The organism is Telluria sp. B2 (assembly GCF_051789535.1).
GTDB lineage: Bacteria > Pseudomonadota > Gammaproteobacteria > Burkholderiales > Burkholderiaceae_D > Telluria.
The window spans coordinates 5,097,157-5,119,019 of the sequence record NZ_CP196525.1 but is presented as its reverse complement, the minus strand read 5'-3'; the positions used below and the strand labels follow the sequence as shown (position 1 = coordinate 5,119,019).

Genomic DNA, 21,863 nt, shown 5'->3' with positions numbered 1-21,863 from the left:
GGCCATGCCCTGTACCACCCGACACCCTGCGTCGCGGCAGCTTGCAGGCCACGCCGCACGATTGGATATCGTTCCAAAATGACATGGTCTGATGGGGGTAGAATGTTCCCATGAAGATTCGTGTCGCAACCTATAACATTCACAAAGGCGTTTCGTCGCTGCGCAGTACCCCCCGGGTGCTGGCACTGAAGAAAGCGATATCCGAATTCCACGCCGATATTGTCTTCCTGCAGGAAGTGCAGGGCAGGCACGACCGTCACCAGGCGCGCTATGGCAACCACAAGCGCGAGCACCGGGTCTGGCCGGAAACGGCGCAATACGAATACTTCGCCGGCGACTCCCATCACTCGGCTTACGGCATGAACGCGGTTTACGACCACGGCCACCACGGCAATGCCCTGCTCAGCAGTTTTCCGATCGAAAACAGCCATAATCACGACGTTTCCGACCACGCCTACGAGCAGCGCGGCATCCTGCATTGCGTGCTCGAAACGCCGGTCGGACGCATCCACTGCTATGTGGTGCACCTGGGCCTGTTCGAAGGCGGCCGCGGGCGCCAGACCCTGCAACTGATCGAAGCGGTCCAGCAATCGTCGAACGACGAGCCGGTCATCATCGCCGGCGACTTCAACGACTGGCGCAATACCCTCAGCGAGCGCCTGCGCAATGCGCTCGGCGTGGCCGAGGTATTCGACGAACTCGGTCCGCGTTCGCCCCTGGGCGACATGGTGCGCAGCTGGGCCGGCCGCCAGCCGCGCCTGGCCCCGGCGCGCACCTTCCCGGCGGCGCTGCCCTGGTTCCGCCTGGACCGCATCTACGTGCGCGGCTTCAAGGTCGACAATGCCCAAGTGATGGCCGGCCCGATGTGGGCCAGGCTGTCCGACCACGCTCCGATCGTCGCGGAACTGCAGCTGGCCTAGCGTATGCGCACGGTCAGCTATATCGCGAACAACGACGTCACCCTGCTCGAAACCGGACAACAATTGTTTCCGGCGATGATCGCGGCCATCGACGCCGCGCAGCACGACATCCTGTTCGAGACCTATATCTTTGCCGAGGACGAGGTGGCGCGCAGCGTCGAGGCGGCGCTGATCCGGGCGGCCCGGCGCGGCGTCAAGGTGCGCGTGCTGGTCGACTGGTTCGGCACCGGGCACCGGGTCTGCTGCCGGCGCGCCGAGGCCTTTGCCGAAGCCGGCGTGCATTACCGGGTATTCAATCCCTGGTTCAGGCGTGGCATTACCCGCACGCACCGCAAGATCGCGGTGGTCGACCGCGGCGTCGCTTTCGTCGGCGGCATCAACATCAACGACGACATGCTGTGCGACTACGAACCCTACCGCCCGCTGCCGGCGCCGCGCTGGGACTTCGCGGTGCAGGTGCAGGGGCCGCTGGTGGCCCAGATCCACCTGGAAGCGCAGGCGCAATGGACCCGTGCCGGCCACCTGAACCTGATCCGCCGCATCGGCCTGTTCCGCGAGATGCGGCGCCAGCCGCCGAGCGAGGGCGCGCGTCCGATGCGCGCCGCCTTTGTCGTACGTGACAACCTGCGCAACCGGCGCACCATCCAGCGCGCCTACCTGCAGGCGATCGGCCAGGCCAGGAAAAGCGTGCTGCTGGCCAATCCCTATTTTGCGCCGGGAAGAAAGTTCCGCGAGGCGCTCGCACGCGCCGCCCGCCGCGGCGTCGAGGTCACGCTCCTGATCGGCGTGGGCGAATTCAAGCTGCAGGACGCGGTGGCGCGCTCCTTCTATCCGAAACTGCTGGCGGCCGGCATCAAGGTGGTCGAATACCGCAAGACCCAGCTGCACGCGAAGATCGCCGTGGTCGACGACGACTGGGCGACCGTGGGGTCGAGCAATTGCGACGGCCTGTCGCTCTTCCTCAACCAGGAGGCGAACGTGGTGGTGCGCGACGCCGCCTTTGCCCGGGCAGTGCGCCAGCACATCCTGCGCGGCGTGGCCGATGGCGTACCGGTCCATCCCGAGGAGTTCGCCGGCATCGGCTGGGTGCGCCGTGCGTGCTATGAAACGGCCTATCTTGTGTATAAACTGGCCATGCGAATTTTTGCAATAGGTTACGCATGATGGGGTCGAAAAACCTGTAGTGCGCCGGCATATGGGGTTCTCGAACCAAACCGAGGACAAGCAATGGAAGACAACAACGTACGCATCGACAAATGGCTGTGGGCGGCGCGCTTCTTCAAGACGCGCTCGCTTGCCGCCGAGGCGGTCGACCGCGGCCGGGTGCGTATCGGCGGCGAGCCGGTCAAGCCGGCGCGCAACGTCAAGCTGAACGACAAGATTTTCATCGACAATGGCTCGGACCGCTGGGAAGTGGTCGTGCTGGGCCTCTCGGACAAGCGCGGCCCGGCGCCGGTGGCGCGCGAGCTGTACCGCGAGACCGAAGAGAGCATCGTGCGCCGCGAAAACGATTCCGAGGCGCGCAGGTTGTTCCCCGAGCCGGGCAGTACGATCAAGGGAAGGCCGACCAAGCGGGACCGGCGGGCGATTTCGCGGGCGGGTGGTTAAAAGCGATGCGCCAGCGGCGTGTAGCGGAGGGACGTAGGGTGGACGGCTTTGCCGTCCACGCGTTCAGTCGGCATCAACACAGCCACAGGTGCGCATCCGTGCGTTGAACGCGTGGGCGGCGCACCGGCAGCGTGGTCATCCGACGGTCGGGTATAGCCGACCACCCTACTAGAACCCGACCTCTAAGTTCCCGTTTGACATTCACTCGCCGATAGATAATAGTACGAGCGTTCGGATTTTTCGATTCACGCAGGGGACAGTCATCAACACTTCAGCCAAATTCATGCGCAAGGGCGAGCAGACGCGGGCAGCGATCCTCGACGTCGCACTCGAGCTGGCCAGCCGCAACGGACTGGAAGGCCTGACGATCGGCCTGCTCGCCGATCGCATGAACATGAGCAAATCGGGTGTCTTCGCGCACTTCGGTTCGCGCGAGGACCTGCAGATGGAGGTGCTCAAGCTCTACCATCACCGTTTCGAGCAGGAAGTGTTTTACCCCAGTGTGAAAGAGCCGCGCGGCCTGCCGCGCCTGGAGTCGATGTTCGCGCGCTGGCTCAAGCGGGTGTCGGTGGAAATCGCATCGGGCTGCATCTATATCAGCGGCGCGGTGGAGTACGACGACCGTCCCGGCCCGATCCGCGACGCCCTGGTGGCAATGGTGCGCGCCTGGCAGGGCGCACTGCTGCGCGCCGTACAGCAGAGCATCGATGCCGGCGCCTTGCTGCCCGACACCGACCCGCAACAGCTGGTGTACGAAATGTACGGGCTGATCCTGGCCCTGCACCACGATGCACGTTTCCTGCGTAGTCCCGGCGCCGTCGAACGCGCCCACCGCGGTTTTGCGCGGCTGATCGAGAATTACCGTAATCCCACTCAAGTCACTCAAGCGGACTAGTCCGCCAGTCAGTTACAAACATCTTACCTTCGTCAGGAGAAAACCATGGGTCAGTACGTCGCGCCAATCCGGGATATGCAGTTTGTGCTGCACGAATTCCTCAACGTCACCGAAGAATTCAAGAACCTGCCTGCCTACCAGGAAATCGACGCCGACATCATCAACCAGGTGCTCGAAGAAGGCGCGAAATTCACGCAGGAAGTGCTGTTCCCGCTGAACCACTCGGGCGACCGCGAAGGCTGCCATTTCGATGCCGCGACCAAGACCGTGACCACGCCGAAAGGCTTCAAGGAAGCGTATAAACAGTACGTCGAAGGCGGCTGGGCAGCGCTGGCCTGCGATCCGGAATACGGCGGCCAGGGCCTGCCGGTTTCGCTGAACAATTCGTTCTATGAAATGCTGAACTCGGCCAACCAGGCCTGGACCATGTACCCGGGCCTGTCGCATGGCGCCTACGAGTGCCTGAAAGAACACGGCACCGAAGAGCAGAAGAAGTTCTACCTGCCGAAGCTGGTCTCGGGCGAGTGGACCGGCACCATGTGCCTGACCGAAGCGCATTGCGGCACCGACCTGGGCCTGCTGCGCTCGAAGGCCGAGCCGCAAGCCGACGGCACCTATAAAATCACCGGTTCGAAGATCTTCATCTCGGCCGGCGAACACGACGTGGCCGAAAACATCGTCCACCTGGTGCTGGCGCGCCTGCCGGACGCACCGGAAGGCTCGAAGGGCATCTCGCTGTTCCTGGTGCCGAAGTTCCTGCCGAACCCGGACGGTTCGATCGGCGAGCGCAACCCGATCTTCTGCGGCGCCATCGAAGAAAAGATGGGCATCCACGGCAACGCCACCTGCCAGATGAACCTGGACGGCGCCGTCGGCACCCTGATCGGCCAGCCGCACAAGGGCCTGAACGCGATGTTCGTGTTCATGAACGCCGCCCGCCTGGGCGTGGGCATGCAGTCGCTGGGCCTGACCGAAGTGGCTTACCAGAACGCCCTGGTCTACGCCAAGGACCGCATCCAGATGCGTTCGCTGTCGGGCCCGAAGGCGCCGGACAAGCCGGCCGACCCGATCATCGTGCACCCGGACGTGCGCCGCATGTTGTTGACCGCCAAGGCCTACGCCGAAGGCGCGCGCGCCCTGACCTCGTATGTCGCGCTGCAGATCGACCGCGAGCTGAACCACCCGGACGAAGAAGTGCGCAAGGAAGCCGCCGGCGAAGTCGCGCTGCTGACCCCGATCGTCAAGGCCTTCATCACCGACAACGGCTGGATCGCGACCTCGGAAGCAATGCAGGTCTACGGCGGCCACGGCTACATCAGCGAGTGGGGCATGGAGCAGTACGTGCGTGACGCCCGCATCAACATGATCTACGAAGGCACCAACACCGTGCAGTCGCTGGACCTGCTGGGTCGTAAGATCCTGATGGACAATGGCGCCAAGCTGCGCGCCTTTGGCGAGAAGATCAAGGCTTTCGTCGAAGAGAATGGCCTGGACGAGCAACTGTCGGAATTCGTGACCCCGCTGGGCGAACTGGGCGAGAAAGTCACCAAGCTGACCATGGAAATCGGCATGAAGGCCTTCACCAACCAGGACGAAGTCGGCGCCGCCGCCGTGCCTTACCTGCGCGTGGTCGGCCACCTCGTGTTCAGCTACTTCTTCGCGCAAATGGCGAAGATCGCGCTGGAGAAGAAGGATTCGGGCGACAAGTTCTACGAAGCCAAGCTGCACACCGCACGCTTCTACTTCGCCCGTCTGTACCCGGAAACCGCCATGCTGATCCGCCAGGCACGTTCGGGCGCAAGCAACCTGCTGGCGCTCGACGCCGACCTGTTCTAACCGCTTCTAGGGATAAAACCATGACCAATTTCACCGTGAAGAAAGTTGCAGTCCTGGGCGCGGGCGTGATGGGCGCGCAGATCGCTGCGCACTGCGTCAACGCCAAGGTGCCTGTCGTCCTGTTCGACCTGCCTGCCAAGGAAGGCAACAAGAACGGCATCGTCCTGAAGGCCATCGAAGGCTTGAAGAAGCTGTCGCCTGCGCCGCTGGGCAACAAGGAAGACGCCGCCCTGATCCAGGTCGCCAACTACGAGGACAACCTCGAGCTGCTGGCCGGCTGCGACCTGATCATCGAGGCGATCGCCGAGCGCATGGACTGGAAGCATGACCTGTACAAGAAGGTCGCTCCGCACATCGGCGCCAACGCCATCTTCGCCTCCAACACCTCGGGCCTGTCGATCAATAAATTGGCCGAAGGCTTCGACGACGAGCTGAAGGCGCGCTTCTGCGGCGTGCACTTCTTCAACCCGCCGCGCTACATGCACCTGGTCGAACTGATCCCGACCACCTCGACGAAGCCGGAAATCCTCGACCAGCTCGAGACCTTCCTGACCTCCGTGCTGGGCAAGGGCGTGGTGCGCGCGAAAGACACCCCGAACTTCATCGCCAACCGCGTCGGCATCTTCGGCATGCTGGCCACCATCCACGAAGCCGAGAAGTTCGGCCTGTCGGTGGACGTGGTCGACGACCTGACCGGCGCCAAGCTGGGCCGCGCGAAATCCGGCACCTTCCGTACCGCCGACGTCGTGGGCCTGGACACCATGGGCCACGTCATCAAGACCATGCAGGACACCCTGCAGGACGACCCGTTCTTCAGCCTGTACAAGACGCCTGACGTGCTGGCCAAGCTGATCGAGAAGGGCGCCCTGGGCCAGAAAACCGGCGGCGGCTTCTACAAGAAGGTCGGCAAGGACATCCAGCGCCTCGACTTCGCCACCGGCGAATACGTGCCGAGCGGCGCCAAGGCCGCCGACATCGTCGGGCGCATCCTGAAGGAAAAGGACCCGGTCAAGAAGTTCAAGGCCATGCGTGAATCGAGCAACCCGCAGGCGCAGTTCCTGTGGGCGATCTACCGCGACGCCTTCCACTACATCGCCGTCCACCTCGACACCATCGCCGACAACGCGCGCGACGTCGACTTCGCGATGCGTTGGGGCTTCGGCTGGAGCGTCGGTCCGTTCGAGACCTGGCAAGCTGCCGGCTGGACCCAGATCGCCCAGTGGGTGAAGGAAGACATCGACGCCGGCAAGGCGCTGTGCAACGCACCGCTGCCAGCCTGGGTCTTCGAAGGCCAGGTGGCCGAGAAGGGCGTGCACACCGCCGAGGGTTCGTACTCGGCCAGCCGCAACACCTATGTCCCACGTTCGGACCTGCCGGTCTACCAGCGCCAGGAATTCCGTGCGCCGGTGCTGGGCGCGGGCGGCGTCGATGCGAAGACTGCCGGCACCACCGTGTTCGAGGACGACTCGGTACGCCTGTGGCACACCGGCGACGAGGTGCTGATCATCTCGCTCAAGACCAAGATGCACGTCATCGGCGACGGCGTCATCAAGGGCATCAAGCGCGGCCTGGCGGAAGCCGAAGCCAACTTCAAGGGCCTGGTCATCTGGAACACCGACGCCACCGAAGGCGGCGCGTTCTCGGCCGGCGCCGACCTGCAATCGGCCCTGCCGGCCTTCATGACCGGCGGCGCGAAAGCGATGGAGCCGATCGTCAAGGAACTGCAGGACACCTTCATGCAGATGAAGTACTCGAACGTCCCGGTCGTGGCGGCGGTTGCCGGCCTGGCCCTGGGAGGCGGCTGCGAGATGGCCCTGCACGCATCGAAGCGCGTGGCTTCGATCGAGTCCTACATCGGCCTGGTCGAAGTCGGCGTGGGCCTGGTGCCTGCCGGCGGCGGCCTGAAGGAAGCGGCAGTGCGCGCCTTCACCGAAGCGAAGGGCAACGACATCCTGCAATTCCTGAAGACCGGTTTCACCAACGCGGCCACCGCGCAGGTGTCGAAGTCGGCCCTGGAAGCCAAGGCCATGGGTTACCTGAAGGAAGACGACATCATCGTCTTCAACCCGTACGAACTGCTGCACGTGGCGAAGGTCACCGCGCGCTCGATGTTCGACGCCGGCTACCGCGCACCGCTGCAGCGCCCGGTCACCGTCACCGGCCGCTACGGCTGGGCGACGATCCGCGGCCAGCTGGTCAACATGCGTGACGGCGGCTTCATCTCGGCCTACGACTACCACCTGGGCGACACCATTGCCGAGATCGTGACCGGCGGCGACGTCGACCAGGGCAGCGTGGTGTCCGAGCAGTGGCTGCTCGACATGGAACGCAAGGCCTTCATCTCGCTGCTGAACAACCCGAAGACGCAAGAGCGGATCATGGGCATGATGCAGACCGGCAAACCGGTGCGCAACTAATCGCGGAACAGACAGGACGACCAACATGAGCAAACAACTTCAAGACGCATACATCGTCGCAGCGACCCGCACCCCGATCGGCAAGGCGCCCCGCGGCATGTTCAACAAGACCCGCCCGGACGACCTGCTGGTCGCCGCCATCAAGGGCGCCATGGCCGCCGTGCCGAACCTGGACCCGGCGCTGATCGTCGACGCCATCGTCGGCTGCTCGTTCCCGGAAGCGGAGCAGGGCTTCAACATCGCCCGTAACTCGGTGGTGCTGGCCGGCCTGCCGAACACCGTCGGCGGCGTGACCGTCAACCGCTACTGCGCTTCGGGCATCACGGCTCTCGCCATGGCGGCGGACCGCATCCGCGTCGGCGAAGCCGACGTGATGATCGCCGGCGGCGTCGAATCGATGTCGATGGTCCCGATGATGGGCCACCATCCCTCCATCAACATGGAGACCTTCAAGGACGAGAACGTGGGCCTGGCCTACGGCATGGGCCTGACCGCCGAGAAAGTGGCGCAGCAGTGGAAGGTGTCGCGCGAAGACCAGGACGCCTTCGGCCTGGAATCGCACCGCCGCGCCATCGCCGCCCAGCAGGCCGGCCTGTTCAAGGACGAGATCACCCCGGTCGAAATCGTCACCCGCACGCCGAACCTGGCGACCGGTGAAGTCTCGGTCAAGCGCCGCACGGTCGACGCCGACGAAGGCCCGCGCGCCGATGCCAGCATGGAGTCGATGGCCAAGCTGAAGCCGGTCTTCGCCGCCAAGGGCACCGTCACCGCTGCGACCTCGTCGCAGATGTCGGACGGCGCCGGCGCCCTGATCGTTGTCAGCGAGAAGATCCTGAAGGAACACAACCTGACCCCGCTGGCCAAGTTCTCCTCGTTTGCCGTGCGCGGCGTGCCGCCGGAGATCATGGGCATCGGTCCGAAGGTCGCGATCCCTGCAGCCCTGGCCGCCGCCGGCATCACCCAGGACCAGCTGGACTGGATCGAGCTGAACGAAGCCTTCGCCGCCCAGGCGCTGGCCGTGATCCGCGACCTGGGCCTGGACACCAGCAAGGTCAACCCGATGGGCGGCGCGATCGCACTCGGCCACCCGCTGGGCGCGACCGGCGCCATCCGCGCCGCGACCGTCGTGCACGCACTGCGCCGCAACAGCCTGAAGTACGGCATGGTGACGATGTGCGTCGGCGCCGGCATGGGCGCGGCTGGTATCATCGAGCGCGTTTAATTCGGATAGGGCCGTTTCAACGTGTGCGTTGATGCGGCCTTTACCTATCACTGCGTGGGCACGGGGCGCCCACCCTACATGGCATCGACCCGGGTGCCGGCAATCGTAGGGTGGGCGCCCTGTGCCCACGCTGTTTTTCGTGCCCCGAAAAATCCTGGAGACAAAACAATGACGATCCAAACGAACAAACAAAACGGCATCCTCACCATCGAATTCGACCGCATCGAGCGCAAGAACGCGATCACCGCCGCCATGTACCAGACCATGGCTGACGCGCTGCTCGACGCCGAACAGGACCCGGCGGTGCGCGCCGTCCTGATCATCGGCAAGCCGGAGATCTTCACCGCCGGTAACGACCTCGACGACTTCCTGAACAACGTCGGCGAAGGCGCCATGACCGAAGACCGCCCCGTGTTCCAGTTCATGAAGGCGCTGGAAGGCTGCACCAAGCCGGTGGTGGCAGCAGTCGCCGGCGCAGCGGTGGGCATCGGCACCACGATGCTGATGCACTGCGACCTGGTCTACGCCGCCGACAACGCCAAGTTCTCGATGCCCTTCACCCAGCTCGGCCTGTGCCCGGAATTCGCCTCGTCGCTGCTGGTCGCGCAAACCGCCGGCTACACCCGCGCCGCCGAGAAGCTGATGCTGGGCGAAGCTTTTAACGCCCAGGAAGCCTTCGAGATGGGCATCGTCGCGCGCGTGCTGCCGGCCGCCGAACTGCTGGCCTTCGCGCAGGCGCAGGCCGCCAAGCTGGTTGCCCTGCCGGCGGCCTCGATCCGCGCCACCAAAGCGCTGATGAAGCGTCCGCGCGCAGCGGTCGTCGCCGAGACGATGGGCGTCGAGAACAAGCAGTTCAGCGCCATGCTGGTGGGGCCGGAGGCGAAGGAAGCATTTACCGCCTTCTTCCAGAAGCGCAAGCCGGACTTTTCGAAGTTCGACTGAACGCCTCTCGCGCCTTGCGCTCCGGGCAGGTCGATCACTTGCCCGGTAACGCAGATCGTCTTCTTTCGATCGCGATCGCGCTGTCCACGGCTACCTCGCTGGCTTTCGTCAGCGAAGTTTTCGCCAACACGGTCAGTCTGCGCGAAGCCATCTAATGTATTTTCGCCCGGCTTCCATGCCGCAGGCATACATTTCTAAGCACATCTTGGGGCAGGACTCCAAATTCCCCTTGCAATGACAAAAATCAAGGCACGGGCATATTCCCCATGACATTGTTCATGTGAATGTTTTTCCTTAGGAAAAAATCTCACATGAACATGCTCAATGCTCCAGGCCTCCGCTCGACGCTTACCCAGTCCAATCGTCCTATCCGAGTGCGCTTGTCACACCCGACAGGCGTGCTTGATGACGTCTTGCAGATCAAGCATGTCAGCGGTCAGGAGACGCTGTGCGGCGGCATCGAGTACCGCTTGCTCTGCGTCTCCACGAACGCAACTCTGCCGCTGAAGGAATTCATTGCGTTGCCAGCTGAACTGCAATTCGTCACCGATCGGGGGCGGTTGCGTTCGGTGTGCGGCATCGTGGCACAAGCTTCTGCCGGACAAAGCGATGGAGGACTGGGAACGTATCAGCTCCTGCTGCGCGATGCCTTGACCTTGATGGCGCAGCGTGTGAACACGCGCATCTTCCGGAACATGAACGAAGTCGAGATAACGGAAGTGCTTGTGCGCGAATGGCGCCACGACAATCCGATCCTTGCAAAGGCGTTCGATCTCGATATCTCCGGCATCAAAGGAAACTACCCTCCGCGCGAATTCACGATGCAGCACAACGAATCGGACGCCGCATTCTTGCGCCGGTTGTGGAAGCGCCAGGGCATAGGCTGGTTTATCCGTCCGGGCCAGCCGAGCGAATCCGGCAGCTCGGTCACGCCCGGTCACGCACTCGTGCTGTTCGATACGCCGCACGCGCTCTCACAGAACGCAGCAGGCACCGTACGTTTTCACCGTGATGCGGGCACAGAAACACGCGACGGGGTCATCAATTGGAGCGCTGTCCGTACTTTGAGCGCCGGCAGCGTTACCAGGCAATGTTCGGATTATCTGCAGGGGCGGATGATGTCTGTCCATTGGCCGACCAATATGCAACAGGGAGAGGCTGGCAACCAATTTGCCTACAGTCTGGACGATTATCAGATCGACGCACCGCACGTTGGCGACGATGGCGGCGACTACCGCCGGTTAGGCCAGTTGCGAATCCAGCGGCACGAATACGAAGCCAAGTGCTTCTATGGCGAAAGCGGTGTTCGAGACCTGTGCGTCGGCCAGTGGTTCCGTCTCGACGGACACCCGGAAATCGATACGCACCAGGACGAGGAGCGCGAGTTCGTGCTGACGGAATTATCGCTCGTCGCAGAAAACAATCTTCCCAAAGACATCGACGAACGCGCCCAGCGCCTGTTTGCTGCCAGTGGTTGGCACCAGGAGCCGGCCAATGTCACCCTAGAACAGGCAAGCGAGCACCGCGACGTCAAATACACCAACCGCTTCGCATGCGTGAGGCGTGGCATACCGATCGTGCCGGCCTACGATCCCCGCATCGACCTGCCGTGCGTGCGCCTGCAATCGGCCATCGTGGTCGGGCCTCCGGGCGAAGAGGTCCATTGCGACCAACTCGGGCGCGTCAAACTGCGCTTTCCCGGAACGCGAAAAGAGGATCATCCGGACGGCGCTGGCGCCAGCAATACGGACCGGGACTCGGCTTGGGTGCGGGTGGCCAGTCATTGGGCCGGCGACCGATGGGGCAGCATCAGCTTGCCGCGGGTCGGCGACGAAGTACTGGTGGAATTTCTCGCTGGCGACCCGGACAAGCCGATTGTCGTGGGCCGCGTGCACGGCGGCAGGGCCGTTCCACCGGCATTCAGCCATCAGGGCGAACTGCCGGGCAACCGTTTTGTTGCCGGCATCAAGAGCAAGGAAGTACGAGGAACGCGTTGCAATCAACTCAGGCTGGACGACACTACCGGTCAGATCAGTGCGCAACTGGCCAGTGAACATGGTCATAGCCAGTTGAACCTCGGGTGGCTGACGCATCCGAGAAGCGGTGGTGAGGGCAAGGCGCGGGGCGAAGGGGCCGAACTGCGCAGCGACCAGTCCGTCGTGGTGCGTGCGGCGCGGCTGATGCTGCTGACGACCCAGGCGATGCTTGGCGCAGCGGGAAAGCAGCTCGAGCGCGAACCGCTGCAGGCGCTGCTCGAGGGATCGCAGGCACTGCTCAAGGAATTGGGCGAGTTCGCCGAGCAGCACCAAGCCATGCCGGTCGATCTCGCGCCTCACCAGCAACTGGCGGACGACCTGAAAAATGCGGAGCAGGGAAGTAATACGCAGTCAGCGGGCGCGGCAAAGGGCGGCGCACCCCTGATCGCCAAGTACGCTGAGGGTGGATTTGTCAGTGCTACGCCGAATTCATCCGTGAGCTACAGCGGCCGGCAGCAAAATATCGTCGCGCAACAGCATATCCAGGCAGTTGCGGGACAGCGCGTGAACATCAACGCCGGCAAAGGAATTTCGCTGTTCGCGCACCAGGACGGGATGAAGCATATCGCCCGCGCCGGCAAGCTCGACATCCAGGCCCAGCAGGACAGCATCGGTATTGCGGCTGACCGCGACGTGAACCTCAGTGCCAGCCAGGGCGAGGTCGTCATTGCGGCCAAGAAGAGCGTCACGCTGCTATGCGGCGGCGCCTATATCAAAATTGCCGAAGGCAATATCGAACTCGGTTGTCCAGGTACATTCCTGGTTAAGGCGGGTATGCACAAGTGGGACGGCCCGGCCCGGCAACAGGCGGAGCTGCCGTTCTTCCCTGCCGCCGAGCACACCAACTGGCTAAAACTCGACCTGGACGGCTATGAAGGTGCGCCAATGGCGGGCGTGCCGTACACCCTGCACTTCGCAAACGGCCAGCAAAAGAAAGGCACGCTCGACGGCAGCGGGGTGGCCGAAGAGCGCAACCTGCCCGACACCATTTCCAAACTTGTGTATCACAACGCGCCGTCCGCTAAAGACGAGGCGCGGCCGACAGGTGGCGACCTGCTGTCCAAACTCGATCCGCTCATAGCTCAGGAGCCCAACCTGATGAACGCATCACATGATCCGAGGAGGAAATGATGGCCGCATCGGACGAGACACTGGAAGCCTTGAACGAGATTCAGGGACAGGAAAAACCGGACGATGTCGGCTTGGGCGAATGGATATGGGGAGCATTGCAGGGAGACTTCAATCCCGAGCGGTCGACCGGGCAGATCGGCTTTGACATGGTGGTATCGCTTATTCCGATTGTCGATACTTTGTGCGACATTCGCGATTTATGGGCGAACATCCGTCAATACCGTAAGGAACCCGGCAACAAAGTCGCCTTGTTCTTCATGGCGACAACGGTTGTCGGCTTCATTCCGGAAGCCGGCACCGTAGTGAAGAGTGCACTTCGCCTTGTCTGGGTCTACCTGAAACCACTGATCAAGCATGCCGACGATATCACCAATGTCAGCAAACTGGTAGCGGCCACCAACCGCGCATGTGACGCGGCATTGCCGAAGCTTACCGAGTACCTGCAGCACAACCGGGTAGCGAAATGGGCGACGAAGGACAAGCTGCCCGATATGTACCAGTTTGTGGCAAAAACTATTCGCGAGGTATCGGACAAGATCAGTTCGGCGAAATTGAGCAGCCTGTTGGACGAAAAAATAGGTGACCTGAAGGCGCTGCTGCAAAAGATACGGCCCATCGTGCCAAGCACTATCCGGGAGCAGATTGACGATGCCTTGAAGTTTTTGGATGCGAAGCGCCGGGTGATCGGCGGCGCGATCCAGGAGTTCACACAGCCGGTAAAGACCGTGCTGAAGGTGTTTGCCAAGAAGCTGGATGATCAGGCATGGCGGGTGGAGATTCATCGAACCAATCGCGGCTGGATTGCGCCGATATCGGAATCGGGATCGGCGAAGTTGATCAATGCGAAACCGCCGAAGTGGGTGAAGGAAATAGACGGCGAACTGGCATTCCCCGCATTAAAGCTAGAAGATTCAGCGATTGAGGGCTTGGTGAAAGAATATCCTCGGCATCCGCCCCTTCAAGACTGGATCGTTAAAACCTTTGCTCGTAACGGCGGAGGTATGCGAGCTGGAAGCATTAAAGGCCCGGCTAAGCTATACCGTATTGTAGACCCGTCTAATGAGGGAGGTGGGATTTTTTGGATGTCGGAAGCGGAATTTAAGGCTATTAAAAATAGAGATGAATGGCGTAAAAGATTTGCTGTCAAACCCGAGTGGAATCAGAATGGCTGGGTCGTGGAATACGAAGTTAAGGCCGGTGAATCTCTTCCAGTATGGCGAGGTCCAGCAGCTAGTCAAGAGCTAAAGGGGACTAAATATTACTTGGAGGGGGGAGGTGAGCAAATTGTTTTCTTTCCTGGTTCGCGCGACGAAATGGTACAGGCAATGCCCAGGGTGAACCGTGAAACCGGAGAGATTGCCAACGACGGTAGTAATGTCGATCGCCGGATCGAATTCACTGATGTGACCGGCGAGATGACTCCAGTAAAGCTGCGTGCGCGAATTACAGACGCACGCATTAAAGGCCCAGTCGCGACCGGGTGGGGAGCGACAGATTATACGCCGCAGGAAGCAAAGCGAATTCTGCTCACAGTGCCAACATCAGAGTAATTCATGGAATTTTTTTTTGGGGGTTAAATGCGCAATCTGCATCTAGAGGCCGCGATTTGGAATCTATTCACTTCAACAGAGTTTTATGAGGCCGCCGCACAAGAATGCGACGAAACATTAAAATGGTTCAGTAATCTTGCCATTTCAAAACATGTCGTTAATTTTGGGAGAAACAATCAAATTGCCGACATGTTCAAAACGCTCGCACGTGACTTTAGGCGTGGTGCCGAACTGGCCAAGTTGGGAGACTATGAACTGATCTGGAACACAGCTCGCTCTGTAAGTGGTGACGTTCGGGGCATTATGGAGCAACCGCTGCACAGTTGGATGGGCGAGGTCGAATATCGGGAATTTAGCGGCGTCAGGATCGGTCGAGTATTAGCATATGCTGGTTTGATAGAGAACGCTCTTAATAATGCAATGGTCAAGGGAAAAAACTTCTTTGATACAAATCCTGCCTCCCGAGGGCGACGGGATGATGATGATGGGTTTCCTGGTGAAGATATTGTCAGTTGGTATAACAGCTATCTCAGCTGGAATAAGGGGCCATTATTTTCCAAGCTTCCTGATTTGCTGCCGGAATATCTCATCGACCAGTCAGTTGAATGCAAGACGGGAGAGGAAGTGCCTTGGACAGGAGTATGGTATCCCGGCACCGGACTGGAAAAACATAGTCTCACCTTTGCCATCAAAGGATTGAGAATGCAGCCAGTATTTCGGATCACTAAGACAAAGGCGGAGCTCAAGGCCGAAGGAGTAATGTTCCCCTATCCAGAAACTGTTGCGGTCGCCACTACTTGGCATCCGGTAGTCCCATGTGGTCGCCGACCTGAGCCGGACAGAGAGCTATGGGCGAAAGCCGGTCAACCCTGCCCGAAAGCAGGAATCTGGCAACCAACCGATCCGGGCGCGGCCCAAAGACTCTATGAAGCCGGCGAGCCTATGCTAGACCTTAAGTCCGCATACGGATACACCGTTTGGCGTTGGGTATCTGATCGATAGATCGTAAGAAATTCCGATCGATACGAAAGCAAAAGTTATGCGAAATCTTCATGTGGAAGCTGAAATCTGGAATCTGTTTACTTCGGCCGAATTCTTCGGGGCCGCTGCACGGGAGTGTGAAGAAGTCGCAAGTCTGTATGCTTCCACGCGAACTCGCGAGGGTATACGGGTTGCACCCGACAAGGAAATGGTCGACAAGTTCATTGAGCGTGCTCGTGGGTTCAGACGAGGTGTGATACCTGCACAGTTCGACGATTATCAATGTGTATTCGAGACCGCTGGTTGGATCCATAGCGATATACGCAACATTATCGAAAAAACTGGGTGGTCCGAACTTGCTAGGTTGCAGGACTTCAGCAGTGGAAGGCTTGAACGACTGGGTAGGTATTGCTGGCGGATCGAATCAGCACTAGTTAATGCGCTAACTGGCGCCGACAGTTTCTTTCATCCGAACCCGGATTGTCCAGAGCGGAGTGACGATGATGACGGTTATCCGGGAGGTGACATCATTGGAAGGTATGAAGACTATGTCGAAAAATTCGGCGAACATCTCGTTTGTGCGCTTCCTGATCCGCTTCCAGAATATGTCATTGACTTGTCAATCGCATGCCGTACGGGAGACAGGGTTCCCTGGACAGGAGTATGGTATCCCAGTAGCGGCTTGGAGCGCTATAGCCTGACTTTTGCAATCAAGGGGGGGACGATGCAGCCTGTGTACCGCGTTGTCAGGACCGTCGACGAACTGAGAACTGAGAAATGCATGTTCCCCTCGCCTGAGACCGTCGCAGTGACCACTACCTGGCATCCGGTTATTCGTTCCGGGCGTTACCTTAACTTGAAGAACGAGTCTTTCACGAAAGCAGCTCAAACATGAAAGGCGTAATCCGACTCGGTGACTCGACCAGCCACGGCGGCAGGGTAATCGCTGCCTCCGGCGTGGCATTCGTGAACGGCATTCCAGTAGCCCGCCAGGGTGACGCCTGCATTTGCCCGATCAAGGGACATTCGAACTGCGTCATCGCACAAGGCGATCCGCTGGTGCTGGAAGGCGGCAAACCAGTGGCATTTGAAGGCCACAAGACCTCGTGCGGCGCCTCGCTTATTTCGTCAGTACTGACTTCGGGGAAGGTGTGACGCCGTTACAAACGAGACAGCTCGACTGCTGCAATCCGGTAACTGGACGATAAATGACGCTGCAAGTTGATTGTTCTATGGACGAGATAAACCCCGGCACGACAGATTGTCCGACGACGTCGACGGCAGCGAAAGCGAAAGTGCAGATGGCGTCATCACCCTTGAACAGGCTGTACGTGGCCGCAGCGGCGGCGGGACTGACCTGCCTGTCGTCCAGTTGGACGGGCTGGAAGGCAAGCTATCCCTTCCGTTGCGCTCATGGGCATGTATTCATGCGCAGCGCCTCATTCGTCGCGCATCATGCGGTTTCCTGCCCCGAGTGCCGAGATGCGCATCGCCTGGCGCAACTCAAATCCACTGCACAAGCCAAGGGTGGGCAGTGCCTGGATACTGTCTGGCAAGGCAGCGGCGCACGGCATCAATTTCAGTGTGCGCATGGGCATGTCTGGAAAGCCGTTCCGCGTAAAGTGATGGGTGAAGGAAGCTGGTGTCGGCGATGCGCGCAACAGGAACATAGTAAAAGAATGCTGCGCAAGGACGGCTACTTCCGCATGCAGGACATGGCAACCCGCAAGGGCGGCAAGCTGCTCGATGACGAGTACGCCGGGCTGCATGCACGGTATCGTTTCTCCTGTGCGAAGGGCCATCACTGGCAGGCTGAAGGCGCGGAGATCGTGCGCGGTTCCTGGTGCAGGATGTGTGCCAATGCGGAGAAGCGCGTTCTCTACCGGTTGCCCGATGGCCTGGCTCGACTGCAGGCTGCGGCACAGGCCAAGCTGGGCATTTGCCTTGCTTCCGAATACGTGCAGGCTCGAAGCCAATACTGGTTCCGTTGCCAGCATGGGCACGAATGGCAGGCCTCTGGCAAACGGATCTTTCGGGGAACATGGTGCCCGACCTGTGCGCATGACCGAATGCGGCTGAGCATCGAAGAGATGCACAGGTTGGCACGGGAACGTGGCGGCCTGTGCCTGTCCGAGCACTACAAGAACAACTCAACCAAGCTGCATTGGGAATGTCACCGAGGCCATCGTTGGCATGCTCCAGCCGGTACGGTTCGCCAGGGCCACTGGTGCGCAGCCTGTGCCTATCTCGACAAGATTTCGAATCCGCACTCGAAGGCAGGGCTCAAGTATCTGCCGGTCGAGCAACTGTAGGTAAGTGGTTCCGGCGTCTACGCCAGCCCTTACGCATGCGTAAACCTTATAAGCAGTATCATATGTAGCTTTACGGAAACACTTTCCGTGCCGACGCGCCGCGCCTGGCTGAAGCCGTTCTATACTGATAGTTACGCCTGTATTGACGACAAGCAGGCTCGGCGCCGGCGACGCCATGTTCCAGGAGGTCCTTCAACCCATGCTCATCGGAAGCTACGATCCATCGCTCGTGCTGGTGTCGGTACTGGTCGCCGTGTTCGCGTCCTATACCGCGCTCAGCGTGGCCGGCCGCGTCAAGCAGGCGCACGGCTACGCCAGCTGGGCCTGGACCGCCGGCGGCGCGCTGGCGATGGGTGGCGGCATCTGGGCCATGCACTTCATCGGCATGCTCGCCTTCCGCCTGCCGATCCAGCTCGGCTACGACCTGCCGCTCACCGTACTATCGCTGCTGCTGCCGGTGCTGGTGTCCGGCATGGCGCTGTGGCAGCTGCGCGCGCCCACGCTGACGCCGCGCCATCTCGCCTCGAGCGCCATCCTGATGGGCGTGGGTATCAACGCGATGCACTACACGGGCATGGCGGCGATGCGCATGGTTCCCGGCATCCAGTACGATCCGCTGCTGTTCGCGCTCTCGGTGCTGATCGCCATCGCCTCGTCGGCCGGCGCGCTGTGGATTGCCTTCCGCCTGCGCCAGGGAGCGTCGGGCGCCTGGCTGGTACAGCTTGCGGCCGCGGTCGTGATGGGTTTTGCCATCGCCGGCATGCATTACACCGGCATGGCGGCTGCCCATTTCCCGATGGGCAGCATCTGCCTGGCCGCCAACGGCTGGATCAACCCCCACAACCTGGCACTGATCGTCACCGCCGTCATCGTCGGTATCCTGCTCGTCGCCCTGCTGGTGTCGGTGTACGACGCGCGGTTGCAGGCGCGCGCGGCCAGTCTCGACGCCTCGCTGGCGATCGCGGAGGAGCGCAAGGCGCTGTACCTGCACGAAGTCGAGGCGCGCGTCGAGGCGGAACGCATCAACCAGCTGAAGGACGAATTCCTGTCGACCGTTTCGCACGAGCTGCGCACCCCGCTCAACGCCATCCTCGGCTGGTCGCAGCTGCTGGCGCAGAAGGGGCCGGTCGGCGAAGAGATGTTGAGCAAGGGCTTGCAGACGATCGAACGCAACGCGCGCGCCCAGGTGCAGCTGATCGACGACCTGCTCGACATGAGCCGCATCCTGTCGGGCAAGGTGCGGCTCGACCTGCAGCCGGTGCAGCCAGGCGACTTCGTCGGCGCGGTGGTCGAGTCGCTGCGTCCGACGGCCTTGGCCAGGCGCATCCGTCTGGACGCCGACCTCGATCCCGAGGCCGGCCCGGTGCTGGCCGACGCCGACCGCATGCAGCAGGTGATGTGGAACCTGGTGTCGAACGCGATCAAGTTCACCCAGCCCGGGGGCGAAGTGCAGGTGTCGCTGCGGCGCGAGGGCGAGCAGGTCGCCGTGCGCGTGCGCGACACGGGCGCCGGCATCCGCAGCGACTTCCTGCCCTATGTGTTCGACCGTTTCCGCCAGGCTGACACTTCGACCACGCGCCAGCACGGCGGCCTCGGGCTCGGTCTGTCGATCGTGCGCCAGCTGGTCGAGCTGCACGGCGGCTCGGTCGGCGTCGACAGCGCCGGCGAAGGGCAGGGCGCGACCTTCACCGTGCACCTGCCGCTCCAGCCGGCGCTGCCGGACTGGGGGCGCGCACCCGACGCCGCGCCCGGCGCTGCGCAGGCCGCCGCCGCCGCCGCGGCGCTGCCCGACCTCAGCGGCACGACCATTCTCGCGCTCGACGACGACGCCGATTCGCTCGAGGTGGTGCGCGCCATCCTGCAGGGCAGCGGCGCCGAGGTGATCGCCGCCGGCACGCCGCCCGAGGCGCTGAGCCTGCTGCAGGAGCGGCGGCCCCAGCTCCTGATCAGCGACATCGGCATGCCCGACATGGATGGCTTCGAGCTGATCCGCCGGGTGCGCGCGCTCGCCGATACCGAGCTGTGCATGGTGCCGGCGCTGGCGCTGTCGGCCTTCGCCCGCAAGGAAGACCGCGAACGCGCCTTTGCCTGCGGCTTCACCGACTACATCGTCAAGCCGGTCACGCCGGCACTGCTGGTGGAGGCGGTGGCCGCGCTGCTGGACGCGGGCACGCGCAGCGCCGCCACGGCCGGCGCCGCCCGGCCCTGAACTCCTTCCCCGCTGTCGTCTCCGCGACCTTGTCCTGCCGCCCGGCGTCTTGCCGAAGCGACGGACCACGCGATAGCTGTTCCCCTTAGGAAAGAAAAAAACGATAATCCCTGCTTCCCGAGCTGAACCACAGGAGAAGCAAGTGCAAGACCACGACACCAAGGACCAGCAACCCGCAAGCCCGGGCCGCCGGCGCATCTTCCAGGCCGCCGCCGCAGTGGGCATCGGCAGCACGCTGCCGGTGGCCGCCGGGGCCGCACCGGCTGCTTCGAAGCGCGCCGCCGGGCCGGCCGCCTCGCTCGACGCCAAGCTCAAGGCGCACGTCAAGAACGTGGTCGTGATCTACCTCGAGAATCGCAGCTTCAACAACCTGTTCGCCAACTTCCCGGGCCTGGCCGCGCCGATGCCGGCCAGCGCGCCGCAGAAGGACCGCGACGGTTCGGTCCTGCCGACCCTGCCGAAAGTGTGGGGCGGCATGGTGCCCGGACGCCAGGACATCGGCGGCAAGGAATACCAGATCGGCGAAGACAGGATCGCGAACCTGCCGAACGGCCCGTGGAAATTAGTAGACGCCGAGGGCCAGCCGCTACCAGAGGCCTTGGTCACGCGCGACCTGGTGCACAACTTCTATCACAACCAGATGCAGATCAACGGCGGCAGGAACGACGGTTTCGTCGCCTGGGGCGACTCGGGAGGGCTGGTAATGGGCTACTACGGCGAGACCGAGAAGCACCTGGGCCTGTGGCAGATCGCGCGCGAGTACACGCTGTGCGACAACTTCTTCATGGGCGCCTTCGGCGGCTCCTACCTGAACCACCAGTTCCTGATCAGCGGGCGCACACCGGAATTCTTCCACGCCGCCGAGACCCCGGCGAAGAAGAAGATCGCGGTGCTGGAAGACGGTCCGCAGGGCCGGCGCCTGGCCGTGGCGCCGGATTCGCCGAAGAGCGCGCTCGAGGGCAAGCCGAAGTTCGTCAACGCCGGCGCGATCACGCCGGACGGCTATGCCGTGAACACCATGGCGCCGCCCTACCAGCCGAGCTGGGTGCGTCCGGCGCCGGGCGGCGACGCCAGCATCGCCGATCCGAACGATCCCTCGGTGCTGCCGCCGCAAAGCTACGACACCATCGGCGACCTGCTCTCGCGCGCAGGCGTGAGCTGGGCCTGGTACGGCGGCGCCTGGCAGGCGGCGATCGACGGCCGCGGCGCTGGCCAGCGTCCGAACTTCCAGCATCACCACCAGCCCTTCAACTACTTCAAGCAGTTCGCGCCGGGCACGAAGGCGCGCGAGGAACACCTGCGCGACGGCGGCCTGGGCGACAGCCCGATCTCGAACCGTTTCATCGCCGACGCGGTGGCTGGCAAGCTGCCGGCGGTCGCTTTCTACAAGCCGCAGGGCAACCTGAACCTGCACGCCGGCTACTCCGACATCGAGTCGGGCGACGCCCACATCGCCAACGTGATCGAGCACCTTAAAAAGTCGCCGCAGTGGAAGGACATGGTGGTGGTCATCACCTTCGACGAGAACGGCGGCTGGTGGGACCACGTGGCGCCGCCCGAGGGCGACCGCTGGGGCCCGGGCTCGCGCATCCCGGCGATCGTGGTGTCGCCGCACGCGAAGAAGGGGGCGGTCGACCATAACTTCTACGACACCACCTCGATCCTGCGCTTCATCACGCGCCTGCACGGCCTGCCGCAGCTGGAAGGCCTGGCCGCGCGCGATGCCGCCTTCAAGGCGCGCGGCGCTCGCGGGCCGGGCGACCTGACGGCGACGCTGCGCTTCCGCTGATCCACAGGCGTCCTG

16 protein-coding genes are annotated in these 21,863 nt (G+C 62.3%); all 16 read left to right on the top strand.

Going from position 1 to position 21,863, the window contains the following annotated elements:
* Positions 1-110 precede the first annotated feature (110 nt).
* The 16 genes from ACSUZJ_RS22585 to ACSUZJ_RS22510 all read left to right on the top strand — a co-directional run bounded on the left by ACSUZJ_RS22585 (position 111) and on the right by ACSUZJ_RS22510 (position 21,848).
* Positions 111-920 carry an endonuclease/exonuclease/phosphatase family protein gene (locus ACSUZJ_RS22585; protein ID WP_499411871.1) on the top strand — a complete coding sequence of 270 codons (810 nt, stop codon included), beginning with the start codon at positions 111-113 and terminating at the stop codon, positions 918-920.
* 3 nt (positions 921-923) lie between these two features.
* Positions 924-2,084 carry a cardiolipin synthase ClsB gene (gene clsB, locus ACSUZJ_RS22580; RefSeq protein WP_499411869.1) on the top strand — a complete coding sequence of 387 codons (1,161 nt, stop codon included), beginning with the start codon at positions 924-926 and terminating at the stop codon, positions 2,082-2,084.
* A 63-nt stretch (positions 2,085-2,147) separates the two neighbouring features.
* On the top strand, positions 2,148-2,528 hold the full coding sequence (locus tag ACSUZJ_RS22575; RefSeq protein ID WP_499411867.1) for an RNA-binding S4 domain-containing protein: 381 nt from the start codon (positions 2,148-2,150) through the stop codon (positions 2,526-2,528).
* A gap of 283 nt (positions 2,529-2,811) precedes the next feature.
* Entirely contained in the window at positions 2,812-3,423 is a 612-nt protein-coding gene (locus ACSUZJ_RS22570) for a TetR/AcrR family transcriptional regulator (RefSeq protein WP_499411866.1), read from the top strand.
* 45 nt (positions 3,424-3,468) lie between these two features.
* Positions 3,469-5,259: an acyl-CoA dehydrogenase C-terminal domain-containing protein gene (locus tag ACSUZJ_RS22565; protein ID WP_499411864.1), complete on the top strand. Its 1,791-nt coding sequence runs from the start codon at positions 3,469-3,471 to the stop codon at positions 5,257-5,259.
* A gap of 20 nt (positions 5,260-5,279) precedes the next feature.
* Positions 5,280-7,676: a 3-hydroxyacyl-CoA dehydrogenase/enoyl-CoA hydratase family protein gene (locus tag ACSUZJ_RS22560; protein ID WP_499411862.1), complete on the top strand. Its 2,397-nt coding sequence runs from the start codon at positions 5,280-5,282 to the stop codon at positions 7,674-7,676.
* A 25-nt stretch (positions 7,677-7,701) separates the two neighbouring features.
* The gene (locus ACSUZJ_RS22555) at positions 7,702-8,898 is read left to right on the top strand and encodes an acetyl-CoA C-acyltransferase (protein ID WP_499411860.1); all 1,197 of its coding nucleotides are present in this window, start codon (positions 7,702-7,704) and stop codon (positions 8,896-8,898) included.
* A 168-nt stretch (positions 8,899-9,066) separates the two neighbouring features.
* Positions 9,067-9,840: an enoyl-CoA hydratase gene (locus tag ACSUZJ_RS22550; protein WP_499411859.1), complete on the top strand. Its 774-nt coding sequence runs from the start codon at positions 9,067-9,069 to the stop codon at positions 9,838-9,840.
* Positions 9,841-10,151: 311 nt separating this feature from the next.
* Positions 10,152-13,007: a type VI secretion system Vgr family protein gene (locus tag ACSUZJ_RS22545; RefSeq protein ID WP_499411857.1), complete on the top strand. Its 2,856-nt coding sequence runs from the start codon at positions 10,152-10,154 to the stop codon at positions 13,005-13,007.
* Positions 13,004-14,557: a hypothetical protein gene (locus ACSUZJ_RS22540; RefSeq protein ID WP_499411856.1), complete on the top strand. Its 1,554-nt coding sequence runs from the start codon at positions 13,004-13,006 to the stop codon at positions 14,555-14,557. The genes ACSUZJ_RS22545 and ACSUZJ_RS22540 overlap by 4 nt, the downstream gene beginning before the upstream one ends.
* A 27-nt stretch (positions 14,558-14,584) precedes the next feature.
* Positions 14,585-15,559, top strand: coding sequence for a hypothetical protein (locus ACSUZJ_RS22535; protein ID WP_499411855.1), 975 nt, complete (start codon positions 14,585-14,587; stop codon positions 15,557-15,559).
* Between the two features lie 37 nt (positions 15,560-15,596).
* Entirely contained in the window at positions 15,597-16,433 is an 837-nt protein-coding gene (locus ACSUZJ_RS22530) for a hypothetical protein (protein WP_499411854.1), read from the top strand.
* A complete protein-coding gene (locus tag ACSUZJ_RS22525; RefSeq protein ID WP_499411852.1) occupies positions 16,430-16,693 on the top strand; it encodes a PAAR domain-containing protein in 264 nt (87 codons plus the stop codon). Before ACSUZJ_RS22530 ends, ACSUZJ_RS22525 begins: the two co-directional genes overlap by 4 nt.
* A gap of 53 nt (positions 16,694-16,746) precedes the next feature.
* Positions 16,747-17,850: a hypothetical protein gene (locus ACSUZJ_RS22520; RefSeq protein ID WP_499411851.1), complete on the top strand. Its 1,104-nt coding sequence runs from the start codon at positions 16,747-16,749 to the stop codon at positions 17,848-17,850.
* A gap of 199 nt (positions 17,851-18,049) precedes the next feature.
* Positions 18,050-20,059, top strand: coding sequence for a hybrid sensor histidine kinase/response regulator (locus tag ACSUZJ_RS22515; RefSeq protein ID WP_499411850.1), 2,010 nt, complete (start codon positions 18,050-18,052; stop codon positions 20,057-20,059).
* A 142-nt stretch (positions 20,060-20,201) separates the two neighbouring features.
* Positions 20,202-21,848 carry an acid phosphatase gene (locus ACSUZJ_RS22510; RefSeq protein ID WP_499411849.1) on the top strand — a complete coding sequence of 549 codons (1,647 nt, stop codon included), beginning with the start codon at positions 20,202-20,204 and terminating at the stop codon, positions 21,846-21,848.
* The last annotated feature ends 15 nt before the right edge of the window (positions 21,849-21,863 follow it).

Excerpts from the sequence above, each read along its gene's own strand:
- ACSUZJ_RS22585 (WP_499411871.1), top strand. The coding sequence starts at position 111 with ATGAAGATTCGTGTCGCAACCTATAACATTCACAAAGGCGTTTCGTCG.
- clsB (WP_499411869.1), top strand. The coding sequence starts at position 924 with ATGCGCACGGTCAGCTATATCGCGAACAACGACGTCACCCTGCTCGAA.
- ACSUZJ_RS22575 (WP_499411867.1), top strand. The coding sequence starts at position 2,148 with ATGGAAGACAACAACGTACGCATCGACAAATGGCTGTGGGCGGCGCGC.
- ACSUZJ_RS22570 (WP_499411866.1), top strand. The coding sequence starts at position 2,812 with ATGCGCAAGGGCGAGCAGACGCGGGCAGCGATCCTCGACGTCGCACTC.
- ACSUZJ_RS22565 (WP_499411864.1), top strand. The coding sequence starts at position 3,469 with ATGGGTCAGTACGTCGCGCCAATCCGGGATATGCAGTTTGTGCTGCAC.
- ACSUZJ_RS22560 (WP_499411862.1), top strand. The coding sequence starts at position 5,280 with ATGACCAATTTCACCGTGAAGAAAGTTGCAGTCCTGGGCGCGGGCGTG.
- ACSUZJ_RS22555 (WP_499411860.1), top strand. The coding sequence starts at position 7,702 with ATGAGCAAACAACTTCAAGACGCATACATCGTCGCAGCGACCCGCACC.
- ACSUZJ_RS22550 (WP_499411859.1), top strand. The coding sequence starts at position 9,067 with ATGACGATCCAAACGAACAAACAAAACGGCATCCTCACCATCGAATTC.
- ACSUZJ_RS22545 (WP_499411857.1), top strand. The coding sequence starts at position 10,152 with ATGAACATGCTCAATGCTCCAGGCCTCCGCTCGACGCTTACCCAGTCC.
- ACSUZJ_RS22540 (WP_499411856.1), top strand. The coding sequence starts at position 13,004 with ATGATGGCCGCATCGGACGAGACACTGGAAGCCTTGAACGAGATTCAG.
- ACSUZJ_RS22535 (WP_499411855.1), top strand. The coding sequence starts at position 14,585 with ATGCGCAATCTGCATCTAGAGGCCGCGATTTGGAATCTATTCACTTCA.
- ACSUZJ_RS22530 (WP_499411854.1), top strand. The coding sequence starts at position 15,597 with ATGCGAAATCTTCATGTGGAAGCTGAAATCTGGAATCTGTTTACTTCG.
- ACSUZJ_RS22525 (WP_499411852.1), top strand. The coding sequence starts at position 16,430 with ATGAAAGGCGTAATCCGACTCGGTGACTCGACCAGCCACGGCGGCAGG.
- ACSUZJ_RS22520 (WP_499411851.1), top strand. The coding sequence starts at position 16,747 with ATGACGCTGCAAGTTGATTGTTCTATGGACGAGATAAACCCCGGCACG.
- ACSUZJ_RS22515 (WP_499411850.1), top strand. The coding sequence starts at position 18,050 with ATGCTCATCGGAAGCTACGATCCATCGCTCGTGCTGGTGTCGGTACTG.